The sequence below is a fragment of the Dokdonella immobilis genome (genome assembly GCF_900115085.1).
Taxonomy (GTDB): Bacteria; Pseudomonadota; Gammaproteobacteria; order Xanthomonadales; family Rhodanobacteraceae; genus Dokdonella; species Dokdonella immobilis.
The window spans coordinates 1-19259 of the sequence record NZ_FOVF01000035.1 but is presented as its reverse complement, the minus strand read 5'-3'; the positions used below and the strand labels follow the sequence as shown (position 1 = coordinate 19259).

3 protein-coding genes are annotated in these 19259 nt (G+C 63.2%); all 3 read left to right on the top strand.

From position 1 onward, the window contains the following. Positions 1-8: 8 nt before the first annotated feature. A complete protein-coding gene (locus BM125_RS17230) occupies positions 9-6500 on the top strand; it encodes an Ig-like domain-containing protein (protein ID WP_175498163.1) in 6492 nt (2163 codons plus the stop codon). Next, a complete protein-coding gene (locus tag BM125_RS17225; RefSeq protein ID WP_092410285.1) occupies positions 6497-14092 on the top strand; it encodes a carboxypeptidase regulatory-like domain-containing protein in 7596 nt (2531 codons plus the stop codon). Before BM125_RS17230 ends, BM125_RS17225 begins: the two co-directional genes overlap by 4 nt. A 4-nt stretch (positions 14093-14096) precedes the next feature. Further along, the coding region (locus BM125_RS17220; RefSeq protein ID WP_092410283.1) for a transglutaminase domain-containing protein at positions 14097-19259 on the top strand (5163 nt) is incomplete at its 3' end.

Genomic DNA, 19259 nt, shown 5'->3' with positions numbered 1-19259 from the left:
AAGCGGGGGTGATTCCCGCCTCGGACCTGGTCATAGAGGACTTGCAGATCATCAGCGACGGACTCGCGCGGCTTACACTGCGATCTACCTTCGGCGCGGCCCTTGGACCCCGTCTGGTCAGGCTGGAGAGTCCGGCCGGCAACACCGGCGATAGTCTCGCACCGTCCAATACACTGCTCATCGCCGATCGAAGCGCCGTGCTGACGCCATTTGTCGCGCCAGTGGTGGGTGTCCTTAGGCCTGGGCCCGAATCCGCACAAACGGATGTATTGCTGGGCGCGCCGACCCTCGGTGTCGTTCGCGGACCCTTTGCCCACGGGGTCTCGCCGGTTCTTTTTTCACGCGGAACCTCCATCCACGTCACCATTGCTGGCACCGGACTCGAACTCGCCAGCGCGATCTCGATCCTGCCGCCTGATGGGGTGACAGTGCGCGACATCATGCACGCCGCCGATGGATCGTCGATTGAATTCGAGGCCGACGTAGCCGTAGATGCGCCGACCGGATCGCGGCGCCTCTTGCTGGCAGAACAGGAAGCGCGGATCCCGTTCGCTCCCGAATCGGCGGCGTTGATCGAGATCGCGGACAACGTGGCTTCCGGCCCTGTTGCAGAGCCGGACCTCTACACGGCGACCGCCAATGGTTCGCTTGCCGTCGACGCAGCCAATGGCGTACTGGCCAACGACCATGATCCCGAGGGTGGCGCCCTGTTCGCGGTGCTCCGGGCTTTGCCCGCCCACGGCACGATCGCGCTCTCGGCGGATGGCGGCTTTGTCTATACGCCAGAACAGGACTTCGTCGGCGCGGACCGCTTCGACTATTCGGCAGGTGCGGCAACGATGGTCGGCGCGGCGACCAGCGTTACGATCCATGTCGAGGAGAGGAATCACGCGGTCGATGACACCTACTCCGTCAACGACAACCAGGAACTGGTGGTTTCGGCCTCATCGGGCCTGCTCGCGAACGACCTGATCGACTCGGGCCAGGCCGTCGAAGTCGAGCTGGACTCGAGCCCCAGCCTTGGCACACTCGTCCTCGAAAGCGACGGTGGCTTTCAATATGTGCCTGGCGGCCACGGCGGTGTGGATCGTTTTCGCTATCGACTGAACAGCGGCGGGATCCGGTCCCTACCCGCGCAGGTCACGATTTCAGTCAATGACGTCAACGAGCCTCCGGCTGCCCAGCCGGACCAGTACGTCGTGGACACTGGGCATGATCTCGTTGTGTCGCAGCCAGGTGTCCTGGGCAACGATTCGGATCCCGACGGGGATCCGGTGATCGCCCGGGTCGTCAGCGATCCGCAGAGGGGCGCCCTGACTCTGAATGCCAACGGCAGCTTCCGTTACTCGCCGCTTCCTGCCTTCGTCGGAACCGACAGCTTTGCCTATGAAGCCGTCGATTCGCATGGCCTTGGCAGTCAAGCGACGGTCACCGTGCACGTCAATGACCATCTGGCGCCCTTGCCCGACGCCTACATGCTCGATGAGGGTGACATCCTGGTCATCGACGCGCCCGGGGTGCTGGGCAACGACAGTGCCATCCCCGTCGGCGTGCTGCGAACTGCCGTCACCGCGCAGCCTGCCCATGGCTCGGTGCAGATGGCGAACGACGGCAGCTTCGTCTATCGGCCTTCGTCGCCCGATTATTTCGGGTCGGATTCCTTCTCCTACCGCCTCGAAGACTCGAGCACGAATTCCTACCCGGTCGACGTAACACTCGCGATCCGGGCCGTGAACGATCCGCCGATCGCAAACGGCGACGCCTACCTCACCGACGAAAATGTTCCACTCGATATCCCGGCGCCAGGCGTTCTCGTCAACGATTCCGACATCGACAGCGAGGCGCTCGTCGCGCGTCTGCAGACCAGCCCCGAGCACGGCGAAGTTTTGTTGCGCGCCGACGGCTCACTGTCCTACGTGCCCGACGTCAATTATCGGGGCGTCGATGCATTTACCTACGAAGCGGTCGACGCGGTGGGTGAGGCAAGCCAGGCAGCCGTTCAGATCGATGTGACCCAGCCTCCAACGGCCACGAACGATGTTTACCTCGGCGATGTCGACACGCCCATCGAAGTCCTCGATCCAGCGCTAGGCCTCCTGGCCAACGACCATGATGCGCCGGAGCACGATGAGCTGAGCGTCCTGCCAGGTACGACTCCGGAGCACGGCGTCCTGGTGCTCAATTCCGACGGCACGTTCCGCTACGACCCCGATCCCGGCTACATGGGGATCGATACCTTCACCTACCAGGTGACCGACGGTTACTCCGCTTCCAACTTTGGCAATGTCACCCTCGCCGTGGGCATCACGAGCCTGCCTCGGGCGAACGCGGATTCGTATTCCGTGGAGGAGGACGAGACGCTTGTCGTCCCTGCGGAGTCGGGGGTATTGGCCAACGACACGGATGCCGACACTCCGCTCGAGTCGCTGCAGGCCTTCCTGGTCGATTTCGATGATCACAATCTAAGCGTGGCATTGGCGCCTGATGGCTCCTTTACGGCCAGGCCAAAAGCGAACTTCTACGGCGATACGTTCTTCATCTACCAGGTCTATGACGGCACCAGCGTCAGCAACGCGGCCGTGGTCAGTATCTCGGTCGTGCCCGTGAATGACGGCGTCGAGGCGGTGGATGATGTCTACGGGGTTCTGCGCAACACGGTCTTCGATTCGGGCTCGAAGCCGGTTTCCTTCAATGACCACTATGACAGCGACTACCCGGTCAATTTCGAAATCATATCGCTTCCCCAACACGGCTCAGCCGATCTGAATTCCCAGACCGGAAGGCTGCGCTATACGCCGTTCCAGGATTTCTCGGGCCTCGACTCCTTCACCTACCGCATCTACCAGGTCAGTACTGGAATCGGCGACATCGCGACGGTGACCCTGCGTACCAACGCGCCGCCGGTGACCAATCCCGATGCGTATACGGTGACCGAGGACAGCGTGGAAGAGATATCCCCCGACCCGCTGACCAACGATTTCGATCCCGATGGCGATCCGATCCATTACCTGCGCGACAGCTTCGACAGCACGCCTGGGCACTACGTCACGCTACAGGTCGATGACCTGGGAGCTCCGCTTGCGACGACGGTCACGACTCGATTGCATTTCTATGGAGCCGCGACGCTGCGCTACATCGTTGACGATGGCACGCAACACTCGAACGGCTATGTGACTTTCACCGTGTTGCCGGTACCCGATGCGCCGATTGCGGCCAACGACAACTACATCACGCCGAGGAACGCCACGCTGTTCGTGACGACGAGTGCCCAGTCGGTGTTGTACAACGATTTTGATCCGGACACACGCCCGCATCCGAACGCCGCGCCATGGGCCGCCGCCAGTGGCATGGATCTTTTGCCGATTTCCGCACAGCTTGCCGACCCGCCCGTACACGGCACGGTCGTCTTCAGCCCGGTTGGCACATTCAACTACACGCCCGCAACGGACTATTCGGGCGCGGACAGCTTCACTTATCGGGCCATCGATGCGACGGGTCGCCAGAGCGAGCCCGCCACCGTACAGATCCGGGTCAATACGCCACCTGTAGCGAGTGCGGACAACTACGTCGTGAACGAAGACAACGTGCTTGTGGTTTCGGCTGCCGAGGGCGTTCTTGCCAACGACGCCGACATCGACGGGGATTCGCTCCAGGCCTATTTCGCGAGCAACGGGTGCGCGCCCTGCAACGGCCGGGTCGAGCTGCGCAGGGATGGCGGATTCCGCTACACACCGAATGCGAATTTCTTCGGCCAGGACGAGTTCTTCTACACCGTCCGGGATGGCGTCGCCGGCAATGCCACCGGACATGTCGGGATTACAGTACTTCCGGTCAACGATGCGCCCTACACGGAGCCGGACACCTACCGTACGCGCGAAGATGAAGTGCTTGTGGCACCCGAGCCGCAGGGAGTACTGCGCAACGACCGGGAAGTGGACGGCGAGCTCTTGATCGACGCCGAATTGATAGAGCCGCCGCTGCGCGGACAAGCGCTGCTCATGCCTGATGGCAGCTTTACCTACACACCGGAACCTGATGCCAACGGACGCGATCAGTTCAGATATCGCGTCTTCGATGAGAGTCAGCTGTCCTCCGAGGACACCGTCGAAATCCTCGTGACGCCGGTCAATGATCCGCCGCTGGCAAATGCAGACGAATACGAAATCGCACAGGACCAGACGCTGAGCGTCGATGCCGGCTCGGGCGTTCTGTCGAATGATAGCGATGTCGATGGTCCCGCTCTCACAGTCGCATTGATCGGCCCGCCGCAGCACGGACAGGTCGATCTGCAATCCGATGGCGCCTTTGTCTACATCCCCGATGGCATCTTCGCTGGAGTCGACCCATTCCAGTACCAGGTCGACGATGGGCTGGGTGCGATTTCCGCGGCCACGGTGACTGTCGTCGTCCGGCCAGTTGCGCCCGCCGTCGTGGTCACGGTCGAGGATGATTTCTACGCATTCGAGGGTCCGTCCATGACGGTCGCCCCCCCCGGCGTGCTCAGCAACGACCATGTCAGCGGAGCCGCATCGCTCTCGGCCACATTGGTTGTGCCGCCGGATACGGGGACGGTCACCCTGGATTCCAGCGGCGCCTTCCACTACGTGGCGCCCGAGGGCTTTGCCGGCGTTACGGGATTCACCTACGCGGCATCTGCGGGAACTGTCAGTGAGCTGGGTCGTGTCACCCTCGACGTTCGATCGACGTCAAACGTTCCGCCTGTGGCCGTTGGCGAGCAATTCGCCGTGCTTGAGGACAACGTGCTCGATTCCCATTCCTCCGGCAGCCTACTTGCCAACGATCATGATTTCGAAGGCGCGCCATTGAGCATGGTTCTCGATTCCGCGCCAGAACACGGGGCGTTCAGCTGGCAGCCGGACGGGCACTTCACCTATCTTCCGGCGGAAAACTTCAATGGCAGCGACCGCATCCTGTATCGCGTAAGCGATGGTGAACGGCTGTCCGAGAGCGCCACGGCAAGCATCGATGTCTTTGCTCAGAACGACCCGCCTCGGGCTTCACCGGATCTCTACCACGCGGTCCGCGACCAGGCGCTCGTGATCGATGCCCCGAGCGGGCTGCTCGCCAACGACACCGATGTCGATGGAGACGCGCTCGGCGTCGAGCTCGTCGATACCCCCGCACATGGCCAGGTCCAGGCATCCGTCGATGGCGGATTTTCCTATCAGCCAGCACCCGCGTTCACGGGCGAGGACCGTTTTCGTTATGCCGCGACCGATGGCGTGGCTCGCGACGTGGCGCAGGTAACACTGACGGTTGGCAACGGGGAAAACCATCCCCCTGTCGCGACCGGCGAATCCTATTCGATCGAGGAGAATGGAATCCTCGACAGCGACAACGTGGCCGGGCTTACCGACAATGACACGGATCCGGATGGCGACGCATTGTTTGTCGTGCTTCACGAGGCGCCGTCGCACGGAACCCTGGAACTCGAGGCCACCCACTTCAGCTATCGCCCCGATCCGGATTTCTTTGGTCCGGATACCTTCGCCTACGCCGTCAGCGATGGTGATCTGAACAGCGAACCTGTGTCCGCTTCGATCGATGTGCAAGCGGTGAACGATCCACCGGTCGCCCAGACCGACCGCTATCTTGTCGAGGTAAACGGTACGCTCCAGGTCGTCGCGGCAGAGGGCGTGCTGGCCAACGACAGTGATGTCGAAGGGCAGTCAATGTCGGTCGAACTCGAAGCCGGTTCCAGCCATGGCATGCTCGACTTGCACGCGGACGGATCGTTTGACTACGTGCCCGATGCCGGATTCATCGGTCGGGACGAGTTCGCCTATCGGGTCAGCGACGGGGAAGAATCCGCGCTCGGTCGAGCCATCATCGATGTCGCTTCGTCCGGCAACCAGCGACCTGTTGCCGTCGGCGAAGCCTATGCCATCGCCGAAGACAGTGTGCTGGATACGCGCCAGCTCGAGAGCCTGCTGGCCAACGATGTTGATCCGGAAGGACAGCCGCTTTCACTGGTCGTGCTGCAGTCGCCGCAGACCGGCGTGCTCGATGTCCTGCCCGAAGGCCATATCCGCTTCGTGCCCGAGCGCAACGCGGTCGGCGACATCAGCATTCCCTATGCAGCAAGCGACGGCGAGCTAGAATCCCTACCGGTCGAAGTACGTATCACCCTGCTACCGGTCGACGATCCGCCGCAAGCACTCGCCGATTACTACGAGGTTCCGGAATCTGCAACCGAGCTTGTGGTGGAGGCAGGCAGCGGCCTGCTCGCCAACGATATCGAGCCGGACGGTGAAACCCTTGTTCCCAGCCTCGTGCGCGCGCCCGAACACGGACAGCTCAACCTCGGCCTGGACGGTTCGTTCGTCTACACCTTGACGACGACTCGACCGCTGCAGGACAGCTTCCGCTACCGCATCGCCGATCCGGGAAATCTCTCCGACGAAGCCGAGGTTGAGCTCGATTTCGTCGGTGCTCCGGTTGTCGACACCCTGTTCAAGAATGGATTCGAATCCCAATGAAGCACCGTAGCCATTGGATGGGGCGTGTCTGCCTGCTCCTGGTCGGCCTCGCGCCGGCACTCTTCGCCCATGCCGATGTCACGAGCGGGATGGAGTGGTTGCGCGGCAGGGAATCGCCAGCGGGAGTCCATCGCATCGAAGATCTGGCCGGCGCCGCGGACACCAATGCGGAGGCGTACACGACCATCGTCAGACTCTCGCGTTCCGCCGATTTTCCCGCAACCGTTGGCCTTGCCCGGGAGCAGCGCGATGAAACGTTGTTGTCGCTGGCGAGACTGGCCCATAACCGGATCGATCTGGGCCAGTCGGCCGCGGATCAGTTCGATGTGCTGCTAGCCGAGCAAGGTGAAGACGGCGGCTTTCCAGCCTTGCCGGGCTTGCAAAGCGAGCCGCTGACGACGGCGTGGGTGTTGCTGGCGTTGGACCGTGCCGGCCGCGGTGGGCAGACCGAGGCGGCGCGCGCCCTCGGCTACCTGATTGCCAGTCAACAGACGGATGGAGGCTGGCTCGCCGCACCTGCCAACACCAGCCATGTCATTCCGACGGCGCGTGCAGCGCAGGTGCTCTATGCATTTCGAAATCGCTTTGCATTGACCCAGCCGATCGCACGCTCCCTCGCATTCCTGCAGTCGGCGCGACAGCCCGACAATACATTTGGCGAAGCCTTCCAAACTGCGGTCGTGCTCGAGGCCCTTGTCGACCTCGGCGTCGATCGCGCAACGCTGGCCCCGATCGCAACCACTCTTTCGATGGCGCAGTCGACCGACGGGAGTTTCGAAGGCGACGCCTACGTCACTGCGCTGGCGCTTCGTGCACTCTGGTTGTTCGAGCAGCCTGTCGTCGAGCCGATGCAAGCCGGATTGACGGGTCGGGTCCTTTCGGCCGATACGGGCTTGCCGATCAGCGGCGCGACCCTGGCCTTGAGCGGCACGGCCGTCGCGACCCTGACCAGCAATGACTCGGGTCAGCTTCAGTCGACCTCGCTGCTGGCCGGCAGCTATCTGGCGACGCTGAGCTATCCAGGCATGCATTCGATCGAATTCGAGCTCAGCCTGGCCGATGGCCGCATCCTCGACCTCGGTGACTTGCGCATGTACCAGGGTGATGCGGGCGCCAACCTGGCCATCGTCCGTGGACGCATCACCCGGGCTGCGGATGGCGCACCGATTCCAGGTGCCAGCATTCTCATCGAGCAGCCGCCTATCCAGGTGAGCAGTGGCGGGGATGGCAGCTATCAGATCCTGCAGGTTCCGGCCGGGCACGTTCGCATCATCGTTTCGGCGGCCGGCTACTCGAGCCGATTCGCAGAGGTCGATATCGGCCCGTCGGCGGTGATCGAATTCTCGGTTGCGCTGCAGGCCGATGCAAACGCGACCGGAGCCACCGTTCGAGGAACCATCGTCGATGGCGTCACCGGCGATGCACTGGCTGGCGTGAGCGTGGCCATCGTGGAGGGCGCGCTTCCGGTTGCGACGACCACGGACGCATCGGGTAGCTACGGTCTTCTCTCCGAAGCCAGCCCGCTTGTGACCCTGGTTGCCAGCCTGTCGGGTTACGATCCGGTCAGTGTCTCGGCCCCATTGGGCAACAATGAAGTGCTGGTGTTCTCGCCGCGCATGTATCCCGAAGGGCAAACTCCGGAGGGCGCAAACCAGGCACGGGTCTTCGGCACTATCGTCAATCAGGCCAATCGCCAGCCGATCAAAAATGCCCTGATCGTCGCCAGCGATCCGGGCGGTCAGCATGTTGCCCGCACCGATTCAGCCGGCGCGTTCTCGCTGAGCGGGGTCAGCGGACCGGTGGCCCGGCTGGCCATCAGCGCCGACGCCTTCGACCCGGCAACCCTGGCCGTGCCACTGCAGCCGCTGGAAGTGCGCGACCTCGGCGAGATCGGGCTGAAACCCACAGCGCTGGCCTTCTACTTCCCCGACCTCGTGCTGGTCGAGAGCACCCTGTCGGAAACCGATCCGGATCATTTTGATCTTGATCGGGCGTTCACCCTTTCGATCGCCAATCGCGGCACGTCCTCGACAACCCAGGATTTCTATGTCATCGCCTTCGTCGATGCGAACGGCAATGGCAGCTTCGATTCCGGACTCGAGCCGGAAATCGGCCGGACCCGGGTTGATCAGGACCTGCCCGTCGGCGGTAGCGTCGAGGTCGATATTGCCGTGGCCGCGCAACTGACCTTCCGCGACGCGCCGGTGGCGTTCTGGATAGACGCGGACAACGAGATCCCCGAACAGGACGAAGACAACAATGTCGGCACCAGCCTTCTCGGTTGCCGGGTTACGCCTTCCTTTGTCGGCAACGACACGGTCGAGGAGTCCTGGCGCTGGGACGGACTCGCTTCCAATCCGCAGATCAACTCGCTCAACGCCACGCCCTCCGTCGTCCAGCTGACCGACGACAATGGCGACGGCGCCATCAATGAGTACGACACACCCGACCTCGTCTTCGTGGCCGGCCTGCGCAACAGCATTGCGCCGAGCCAGACCGCCCTCGTCGCGCTCGACGGCCGCACCGGGGCGGAACTCTGGTCGCGAACCGGTTTCCGGCTTTCCCAATTCGCCTCACCGGCGACCGGTGACATCGACAACGACGGCGTTGCCGAGATCATCGTCGTGCGCGGATATCGGCAGGAGCTCATCGCGTTCGAGAACGACGGCACCCTGAAGTGGCGTACGGCCATGAATGGTCCGCGCGAACCGGCGCCGATATTTCCGCCGGCACCCTTCGTCTTCGACCAGCCGATCATCGTCAATCTCGAAGGCGACAACGAAGCCGAAGTGGTCCTGGGTAGGGCCGCGTTCCGCGGCTTGACCGGCGAGCAGCTCTGGGAAGGCGAATTCGACGCCGGTGGCACGGGCGGCAAGCCAATCGGTTCGCCCCTGCGCGTGGCCGGGGCCGTGGCTTCGGTGGCCGCCGATATCGATCTCGATGGACGTGTCGAAGTCATCGCCGGGCGTACGGCATACGACTTCGAAGGGCGCACGTTGTGGCATCGTGAAGACATCAAGCCGATCCCGATTGCGGACGGCAACGACGTTCCGATGAATTACTCGGGTTACGTGGCGATCGGCAATTTCGACTCCGACGACTTCGCCGAAATCGTCCTCTCGATCAACGACGAGCTCTGGCTGCTCGAACACACCGGCGAGACGATCTGGGGTCCGGTCCATGCACCCGATTCGACGGCCATGGGCGCGCCCACGGTAGCCGACATCGACGACGACGGACTGCCTGAAATCATCATCTCGAGCCTGCACAAGCTGACCGTGTTCGAGTCCGACGGCACGGTCAAACGCACCTTCGACATCGACGATCCATCGGGCGTGACCAGCGCGACAGTCTTCGACTTCGAGAACGACGGACTGCTCGAGGTGGTGCATACGGACGAACACAATCTGCGCATTCTCGATGCGCGCACCCTGGTCCAGCGCTTCATCACCGCCAACTCCTCGTTGACGGTCTATGAAGTTCCGGTGGTGGCCGACCTTGATGGGGACAAGCAGGCGGAGATCATTGTCACCGGTTTCGACAAGGATCTGGCCCTGGCCACTCCGGGTATCCGCGTGTTCAAGGCTAGGAATGGCGCTTGGGCGGACGCCGGATCGGCGTGGAACTCGGCAGCCTTCCATGTCAACGAGATCAACGAGGACTCGACGCTGCCGCTGATCGAGACGCCTTCCTGGCTGACCCACAATACCTATCGTGTCCAGAAGAGTCCGCTGCCCGATCCGCTCGGCATGCCCGACTTCACGGTCGGCGACCTGCGCCTGATCGACCAGGGCACGGGCCACAACCCGGCCGTCCAGGTGCGTGTCGGCAACGCCGGCCCGGTCGATGCGCACGAGCCCCCCTACATCAGCATCTATCGCGGCGATCCGGCTGCCGGTGGCACCTTGTTGACTGAACGGCGCCTCGACACCTTGCGGCCAGCACGGTTCCAGATCGCCAATCTCGGCGAGATCAGCGTCGCCGGCAGCGGCGATCTGTATGCCGTGGTCGACCAGCGAAATCGCGCCCGTGAATGCCGCGAGGGCAACAACCAGCGCAGTGTTCCGTTCCTGGCAACCAACGGACGCGGTGACCTGCAACTGGCCACCGATAGCCTGGCCTACGAGCCGGGCGCGATCGCCACGCTGACAGCGACGGTTTCGAACCTCGGCGTGGTCGCCGCGGGTTATTCGGTTGAATGGCTCATCCGTAATTCGCAGGGGGTGGTGACTGCCTCGCTCGACGACCAGATCATCACGGAAATTCCTGCAGGTGGAACCGCGTCACGTAGTCTGGAATGGTCGACCCAGGGCGTGTTGGCCGGCAACTACGTGCTCGAAGGCCGACTGCATGATTCGCAGGGAGCGATCGCCGATACGGCCACCGCATCGTTTGCGATCAGCGGTGACGTCACCGGACCGGCCGGAACCGTCAGCCTGAGCACGCCGCGCTCGGAATACGCCACCGGAGAGGCCATCCGGATCGACTACGTGGCCGGCAATCTTTCTCCTTCAGAAGTGATCCGCTTGCCCGAAGTCACGATAACGATCTCCGGGCCTGCAGGATTCAGTCAGGTCCGCAGCATCATGCTCGATGACCTTTTCGCCAATGCCTCGATCGCTGGCGAGATGGGTGTCGACGGCGCCGCAGCCGCCGGCGAGTACACCGCCGTGGCACGCCTGCGCTCCCGATTGACCGGCTACGAATACGCTACAGACACGATCACGTTCCAGCGCCTGCCCGACGCTAGTGCCGCGATCGAGGGCTTCGTCAGCATTGCCAGGCCGTCGTTGCTGGTCGGTGAACCGCAGACCTGCCTGTTCACGGTGCGCAACCGCGGCGCCGCAGCGCAGCCCGATGCCCATCTGCGCAAGCGCATGGTCGCCCTCGATGACGGCACGGTCGAATTCGAGCAGCAAGTCACGGTCGACCTCGTTCCCGGGACCGATTACGTGGCCAGTGAACTGCTGCCGACGACCGGGCTCTCGGCCGGCGTGCACGCCTGCTTGGTCGAGATGGACCGAGATAACGGCGATTGGCGCATCCTCGATTCCGAATCCTTCACGCTGGTGGCTCCCGCCGCAGCGGCAATCCTGGTCGAGCCGGTTTCCGGCCTCGTGACCTCGGAGGCCGGGCAGAGCGCCACGTTCAACGTCTCCCTTGCCAGCCAGCCGAGCGCCGAGGTGCGCATTCCGATCGTGGCGAGCGACGCCGCGGAGTGGAGTCTGCCGACCGGAGAAATCGTGTTCACCCCGGCCACCTGGGACGTTCCTCGCGCGATCGTCGTCGACGGCGTGGATGATGCCCTGGTGGATGGTGACCAGGCCGGCATCATTCGCCTGTTGCCGGCGCAGTCCGCCGATGGCGCCTATGCAGGTCTCGACGCCAGTGATGTCACGATCGTCAATCTGGACGACGACAGCGCTGAAGTCCTCGTGTCGCCTACGTCGATAACCACCTCCGAAGCCGGAACAAGCGCGAGTTTCGTGGTCCGTTTGAACGCCGAACCGGCCTCCGGCGTGCAGATCGATCTGGTCAACCCGGATCCGGGCGAGTGGGCCCTGCCATCCACGACATTGACGCTTGACGCCGGCAATTGGCAGGCGGGCGTGTCTGTGCAGGTGACGGGTGTCGATGACACCGATTTCGACGGCACCCAGGCCGGTGTGCTGGAGCTGTGGCCGGTCGTGAGCCAGGACCCGGTCTTCAATGGACTCGATCCGGCCGACGTTGAACTTTCCAATACCGATGATGAGCAGGCCGGCATCATCGTCGAGCCTCAGCAGGTCACGACCTCCGAATCGGGCACGGCAGGCAGCTTCGTGGTTCGTCTGAACCGCATGCCGAGCGCCGAGGTGGTGGTGCCGATCGGACCGGTCGACGCCGGCGAATGGCAGGTGCTGGACACCGAGATCCGGCTAGACGCAGTCAACTGGCAATCCGGCTACAGCGTCGCCGTGAATCCCGTTGACGATGATCTCGTCGATGGCGACCAGTCTGCGCTGCTTTCCCTCGGTCCCGTGCAGAGCGCGGATACTGCGTTTGCCGGCATCGATCCGCCGGATGTGGCCCTGCTCAACCTCGACAACGACAGTGCCCGCATCGTTGTTGCACCCACCACCGGACTGATCGTCGACGAGAACGGTGCCACCGCGAGCTTCCTCGTGGCGCTCACGACTGCGCCGACGGATGAGGTCCACGTGCCGCTGGCCAGCGGAGACCCTGGCGAATTCGCGATTGCGGAGTCGGAACTGGTATTCACGCCGCAGGACTGGAGTGCGAGGACCGTGGTCGCGACCGGCGTCGATGACGCGGAAGCCGATGGCAACATCGTCGGCGCCATCGTCATCGCGGCTGCACTGAGCGACGACGCCCACTACGCCGGCATCAACCCGCCCGATGTCAGCGTGACCAACCTCGACAACGAAACGGTACAGGTTGTCGTGGACCCCGAGACCCGCATCGAGACCAGCGAAACGGGAACCCAGGCAACGGTCAGCGTGCATCTGAGCGTGCCTCCTATGGATCCGGTCAGGATCGATCTGGTCAACCCCGACAGCAGCGAGTGGTCCCTGGATACCGACTCACTGGTGTTTCCGGCCGGCTCGGGCGCCTCCGTCCTGAGCTTCTCGGTGACCGGTGTCGATGACACCGAAGTGGACGGCGACATCATCGGTGTGATCGGCTTGCGGCCCGTGGTCAGCGACGATCCGCGCTATCAGGGCATCGATCCGCCCGACCTCAACGCGGTCAATCGCGACGACGATGTTGTCATTGCACCGGCCTGGCAAATCGTGGCAACCGATCTCGATGTTTCCGAGGATGGAGACACCGGCCTGTTGCAGATAGCCTTTGATCGCCTGCCGAGTGCCGATGTGCACGTCGAAATCACATCGGCCGACCCCGGTGAAGTGGTCGCGGACCCGGTTGAGCTCATTTTCACCCCCACCAATGCGACGACGGCCCAAGCCATTGTCCTGCGCGGCCTCGACGACGATGTCGCTGATGGCACGCGCGATGTTGCGCTGACCCTCAGGGTGAGCGCATCGGACGACATCCAGTTCGCCGCGCTGCCTGCGCAAGTCGTCACCGCGCACAATTTGGATGACGACGTCCCAGCGATCCGCCTATCCCTTTCCGGCCCGCAGAACCTGATCGAAGGCGACTCCACCGGGCTTCAGCTGAGCCTTGGTTCCCGACCGGTCGCGCCGGTGACACTGATGTTGGCGGCGGCCGTCGAGCCACCGGCGGATCCGAACTCCGCGCTGGTCGAACTCGAACCCCTGGCGTTGACCATCGAGCCGCCCCAATGGAGCAGTCCCGGCACCGCGATCCTGCGGACCTTCAACAATGGAACGGTCGACGGAATGCGGATCATCGGCATCCGGGTCGCCGCCGTGGAGTCGGCCGATCCGGTTTATGCCGCACTCGGATCGGATCCGGTCTTCGTTGATCTCGAGGATGCCGAGGACCTGCTGGTGACACCGATACCGGTGCCCGGTGCCGGCCGCGTCGCCCTGGTCCTGCTCTCGATCTTCCTGCTGCTGCTCGGTTCGGCAGCTTTCCGGTCACGCCAGACAAGGAGGGCGTGAGGACATGCCTGCAATCTGCTTACCGAATCTCGTCCGTCGCCTTTCGCTGGCACTGGGCATCGCCTCGATCATGTGGTTTTCGCACCTCGATATGGCGCGCGCGGTGGCCGCCGAGCACTCCGATTACGCCGCGGCCATTGCGGCAGCGCAGGATGCGCGCGATCGCGATGCGCGTGTCCGCAGCCTGGCCAATAGGCTGGAGTCGGTTGCGGCCGAGCTCGCTCGGCTGCAACCGGTCGGGTCTCCGAAACCTACGGTCGCCAGCGTCCAGGCTGGCACCGGCGAAAGCGAACCGAATGCGATGACGCTACGTATTCTGGCCGATGTCGACGAACTGGGCGATTTCGAATCCGAGATCGAGAGCGACTGGCGCGCCGAGGCTGCGCAGATGGCCGAACAAGGTGTCGACGGATCCATCGTCGCACGACACGAGGCACTTCTTTCTGAAGTGCTCTCGCGTGCAGCGATCTTCCGCAGCCTGATCGAACCGCTGCGCGATACCCGCGCCAACGTCTCCGAGATCAGCGGGGCACTGGTCAATCTTGCCGACTGGTTTGCCGGACAAACCCGGGCCCGCGCCTGGCGTGCCATCGACAAGGCGGCGTTGCCAACTTCATTTGCCACGCTCGACGACGTGGCCATTCCGCAGGAACCGACCGCCGAGGGTGCCCTGCCGCCCGCCGCCATCACTGATCCACCGGGGCCGGGCGAACTCGCCGAAACCCTCGATGCATCGTTCACACCCGCCATTCAGGCACTCGCCCAGTCCCTTGATGGTAACCCGGTGGCCATCCGCAACTGGGTCTACGACAACGTTGAATTCCATCCCACGTTTGGTTCGGTGCAAGGCGCCGATCAGACCTTGCTGAGCCGTCGCGGCAATGCGTTCGACATCGCCAGTCTTACCCTGGCGCTGCTGCGCACATCGGGCGTGCCTGCGCGTTACGCCAGGAGTGTTATCGAACTGCCGATCGACAAGGTCCAGAACTGGCTCGGCAACGTCGCAACGCCGCAGATGGCCGTCGAAATCATGCAGAAGGGCGGCATCCCCGCGGCCAGTGTCATCTCCGGTGGCCGCATCGTCGCCGTTCGTTTCGAGCACGTCTGGGTCGAAGCCTGGGTTGACTTCATCCCCTCGCGCGGAGCGATCAATCGCGTCCCCGACCAGTGGGTGCCATTCGAGGTTGCCTACAAGCAGTTCGACTATGTCGCAGCCTATCCCTGGCGCGAACACACGCGCGAGCCACGGCGGCAGATCGCACAGAACTTCGCCGACTCCATCCAGATCGATGCAAGCGGGGGTATCACCGGCTTTGATTTCGATGAAATGAACCGGGCCATGGGTGCCACCGCCCAACAGCTCGCCGACGAGATGAATGCGGCCATTCCGGATATCTCCGGCGAAAGCTTCTATGATCGGCGCACGATCCGCCCGATCAACAGCCTGATCCTGGCAGGCGCACTTCCCTACCCACTGCGCTCGTCCACGGTCGCCCGCTATGCCGAACTCCCGGCAACGCTCAGACAGACGATCGAGATCCGATTCTACGCAGACGAATCCGCGCTCAACTTCGGCTCACCAAGCGCGCAGGTCAGCGTACCGATGGTCCGCCTTGGCGCGCATCATTTCGGGGTGGACTACGCCCCGGCCACCGATGCGGACGCGCAGGCGATCGTGACCTATGCGACCAGCCATGCCGAAACGCTTCCGCTCGGACAGATCAACGTGGTCCCGCGACTGATGCTCGATGGCGAAGTGCTCTGGCAATCGGGCGCCACTCGAATGGGCACGATGCAGTTCTGGCATGTCGATGTGCGCGACGCCAGCGGCAGGCGGACGACCACCGAGGCCTACCGCTTTGCCGCAGGCAGCACCATTGCGCTGGTCCCGGACCTGGCCGGCATGCGCCCGGATCGCGTCGAGCGTGAAGGTGCAGGCCTCCCCGATATGGCCAGTCTGGCGACCCGGGATGCGCTCTACTACGGGGGCTTGCTGTATTGGGCAATCTCCGATCATCTCGAAGAGCAGGCTGCGCGCTCGGCCGACGCCGTGGCCTTGCGCCTGCCTTCGATCGGGGCGTTCGCCCAAAGCTATGAAGTCTCCTATTTCTTTGGCATCCCACGCTCGGGGTTCATTGCTGGCCAGGTGACCGACGTCAAGGCGGCGCGCGTGGGCCTGACCCTTCGCAATGCCGAGGATCGCACGCGCATGTCCCTGCACATCGGCTCGACCGGTTCGACCGCGGAAAGTGCGGTATGGCCGTTGCTGACCGGCACCTATCGCCAGGGCCTCGGCATATCGGCCTCGACGATCCTCAAGCTTGCGATCGACAACGGCCAGCGCATCTTCCAGATCAGCGGTGCAAACTTGAATGTCGCTCTCGCCGAGTTGCACCTGTCCACCTATGCCGAGGAGGAGATTCGGCAAAGCGTCACTGCCGGCCTGATTGTCGTCGCTCATGAGCGCGAAGTCAGTTATGGCCGCTGGCGCGGAGCGGGCTATGTCATCTATGACCCGCAAACAGGAAACTCCCTGCAGCGAATCGAGGGTGGACTGTCTGGCGGAATCAATGTCGGCTGCATCGTGGTCGCCGTCGCGCTCTATATTCTTTGCAACACGCGAATCATCGAGTCAATCGAGAAATTCCTGCTCCGCTATATCACCAGGCTCGCGGCATTCCAGACGGTAGCCGCCGCACTGGGCGCGATCTTTGCGCCGATCATTCCCGTGCTGGCCGTCATCGATGCCGCACTGATCGCAATCGGCATCGCCTATGCCATCTACGAGGTGTCGATGTGGCTGAGCTCGATCATCGATGAATGGGGCGCGCTAACGCCGGAGGAGAAGGCGCAACTCGGCATCGATACGATCAACAATATTGCGTGTTCCTACGTGCCGCCCTGCCTGCGCAAGATCGCTTCCTGGCTCGGGGTCGATCTCAGTGCTGGAGGCATTGCGTCGGCGATTGGCTTCGACGGCGGTGACGGCAGCCGAGACGACGATCGCGGTAGCGATACGCCGCGCGGCAACCCTGTAGCGATCGGCAGCGGAGTGAAGTGGCAGACTGAGCACGACTACCAGGGCGATGGCGCCTTTCCCCTGCACTTCGAACGAACCTACACGTCGGCCGTGCCGAATCTCAGCGGCTACGTCGGGGCCAAATGGTCCGCGAGCTATTTCCAGAATCTGCGCCTGCCGCAGTCGGTCGACGGCAGTCCGTTTCCGGTCGATCAACGCCCGGACTCCGTCCTCATCATGCGCGAGGACGGCGGCTGGACCCAGTTCAACTGGCGCAATACAGCGTACATAACAGACGGCAATGTGCCGGGTCGCATCGAGCGTCTGGTCAGCGGCGGAACCACTACCGGCTGGCTGCACTACACCCCGCAGGATACGACCGAGCACTACAGCGCCGACGGTCGCCTGCTGTCGATCACCAACCGCGCCGGTCTGGCCCACACGCTGGCCTACGATGGCCGCGGCCGTCCGGCCAGCGTGACTCATACCTTCGGGCGTGCCCTGGAATTTTCCTATGATCCGACCACGGGTTATCTATCCGGAGTCAAGGATCCGGCGCACCGGCAGATTTCGTTCGAGCACGATGGCTTCGGCAACCTGAGCAAGGTGACGTATCCCGATACCACGACTCGTCAGTACCACTACGAGGACGTTACCCAGCGCTATGCGTTGACCGGCATCACCGATGAGCGCGGCGAGCGCTATGTGACCTGGACCTATGATCACCGGGGCCGCGTGCTGTCGAGCGGAAAGCCCGGCGGAATCGAGCTCTACAGGTTCCGCTACGAAGAAGACCGCACCACCGAAACGGATCCGCTAGGCACCGAGCGTGTCTACGAATTCGTGACGGACAACAAGCGCAAGTATCTGCACAAGGTCACGGAGCCATGCGGCAGTTGCGGCGGTGGCATGGCCGCCGAGACGACCTATGATCCGCGTGGCCTGATCGCCAGCCGCAAGGACTTCGAAGGTCGCATCACGCGCTACGGGCGCAACAGTCGCGGACTGATCGAAACCCTCACCGAGGCCGCAGGCACGCCCCTGCAGCGCGTCACGACAACCATCTGGCACCCATTCTGGTTCCTGCCGCTGGAAACCTTCGAGCCGATTGAAGGCGGCACGCGCCATTCCGTGTTTGTCTACGACGACGAAGGCAACCTGCAATCGCGTACGGTGACCGCGCGCACCGAAACACGCATCTGGACCACCGCCTTCGACGGCAATGGCCAGCTGACGGGCTTCGATGGTCCACGAACCGACGTGAACGACGCCAGTAGCTGGGACTACGATCCGGCAACGGGCAACTTGAGCCTGATGACCGATGCCGAGGGCAATGCCTCGCAATACATCGAGTACGACGACGATGCGCGTCTGCTCAAGCGCATCGACGCCAACGGCCAGATCACCGAATATCGCTATGACCTGCGTGGGCGCCTGACTCATGTAATCAACAAGGTCGATGCGAATGATCCCGGTGAGACAACCCGCTTCGACTATACCCCGAGCGGAAATGTCGATCGCCTGACCCTGGCTGACGACAGCTATCTCGACTATGACTATGACATCGCCGATCGCCTGACCGACGTCACCGACAGCCGCGGCCGGCACGTGCACTACACGCTGGACCCCCTGGGAAATCGTGTCAAGGAAGAAACCTTCGATGCCGACGATCAACTCGTCCAGGTGGTCAACCGGCACATCGACGCGCTCGGGCGGGTCGAAGCCGAATTCGGCACCGACCCGGACGAATCGGCCCATTACACCTACGACGGCACCGGCAACGAGAAGACCATCACCGATGCGCTCGGTCATGTCGCCACGCAGCACTACGATGAACTCGATCGCCTGCGACATACCGATGTGCTGGCCGAGACCGATCCCGACCATGCGCAGATCGACTACGGCTACGACGTCCAGGACAACCTGAGCCGGGTCACCGACCCGCGCAACCTCGTTACCCGCTACCTCTACACCGGCTTTGACGAGCTCGAGACCCTGACCAGCCCGGATACCGGCCTGAGCAGTCATCGCTACGACCCGGCCGGCAACCTCGCCGTGCGCACCGATGCGCGTAATCAGCGCGGCCTCTACGCCTACGATGCCCTCGATCGCATCGCCCAGATCCAGTATGGCCCGGCCTCACCGACC

Bases quoted from the DNA above. Each gene is read 5' to 3' on its own strand.
- BM125_RS17225 (WP_092410285.1), top strand. From the start codon at position 6,497: ATGAAGCACCGTAGCCATTGGATGGGGCGTGTCTGCCTGCTCCTGGTC.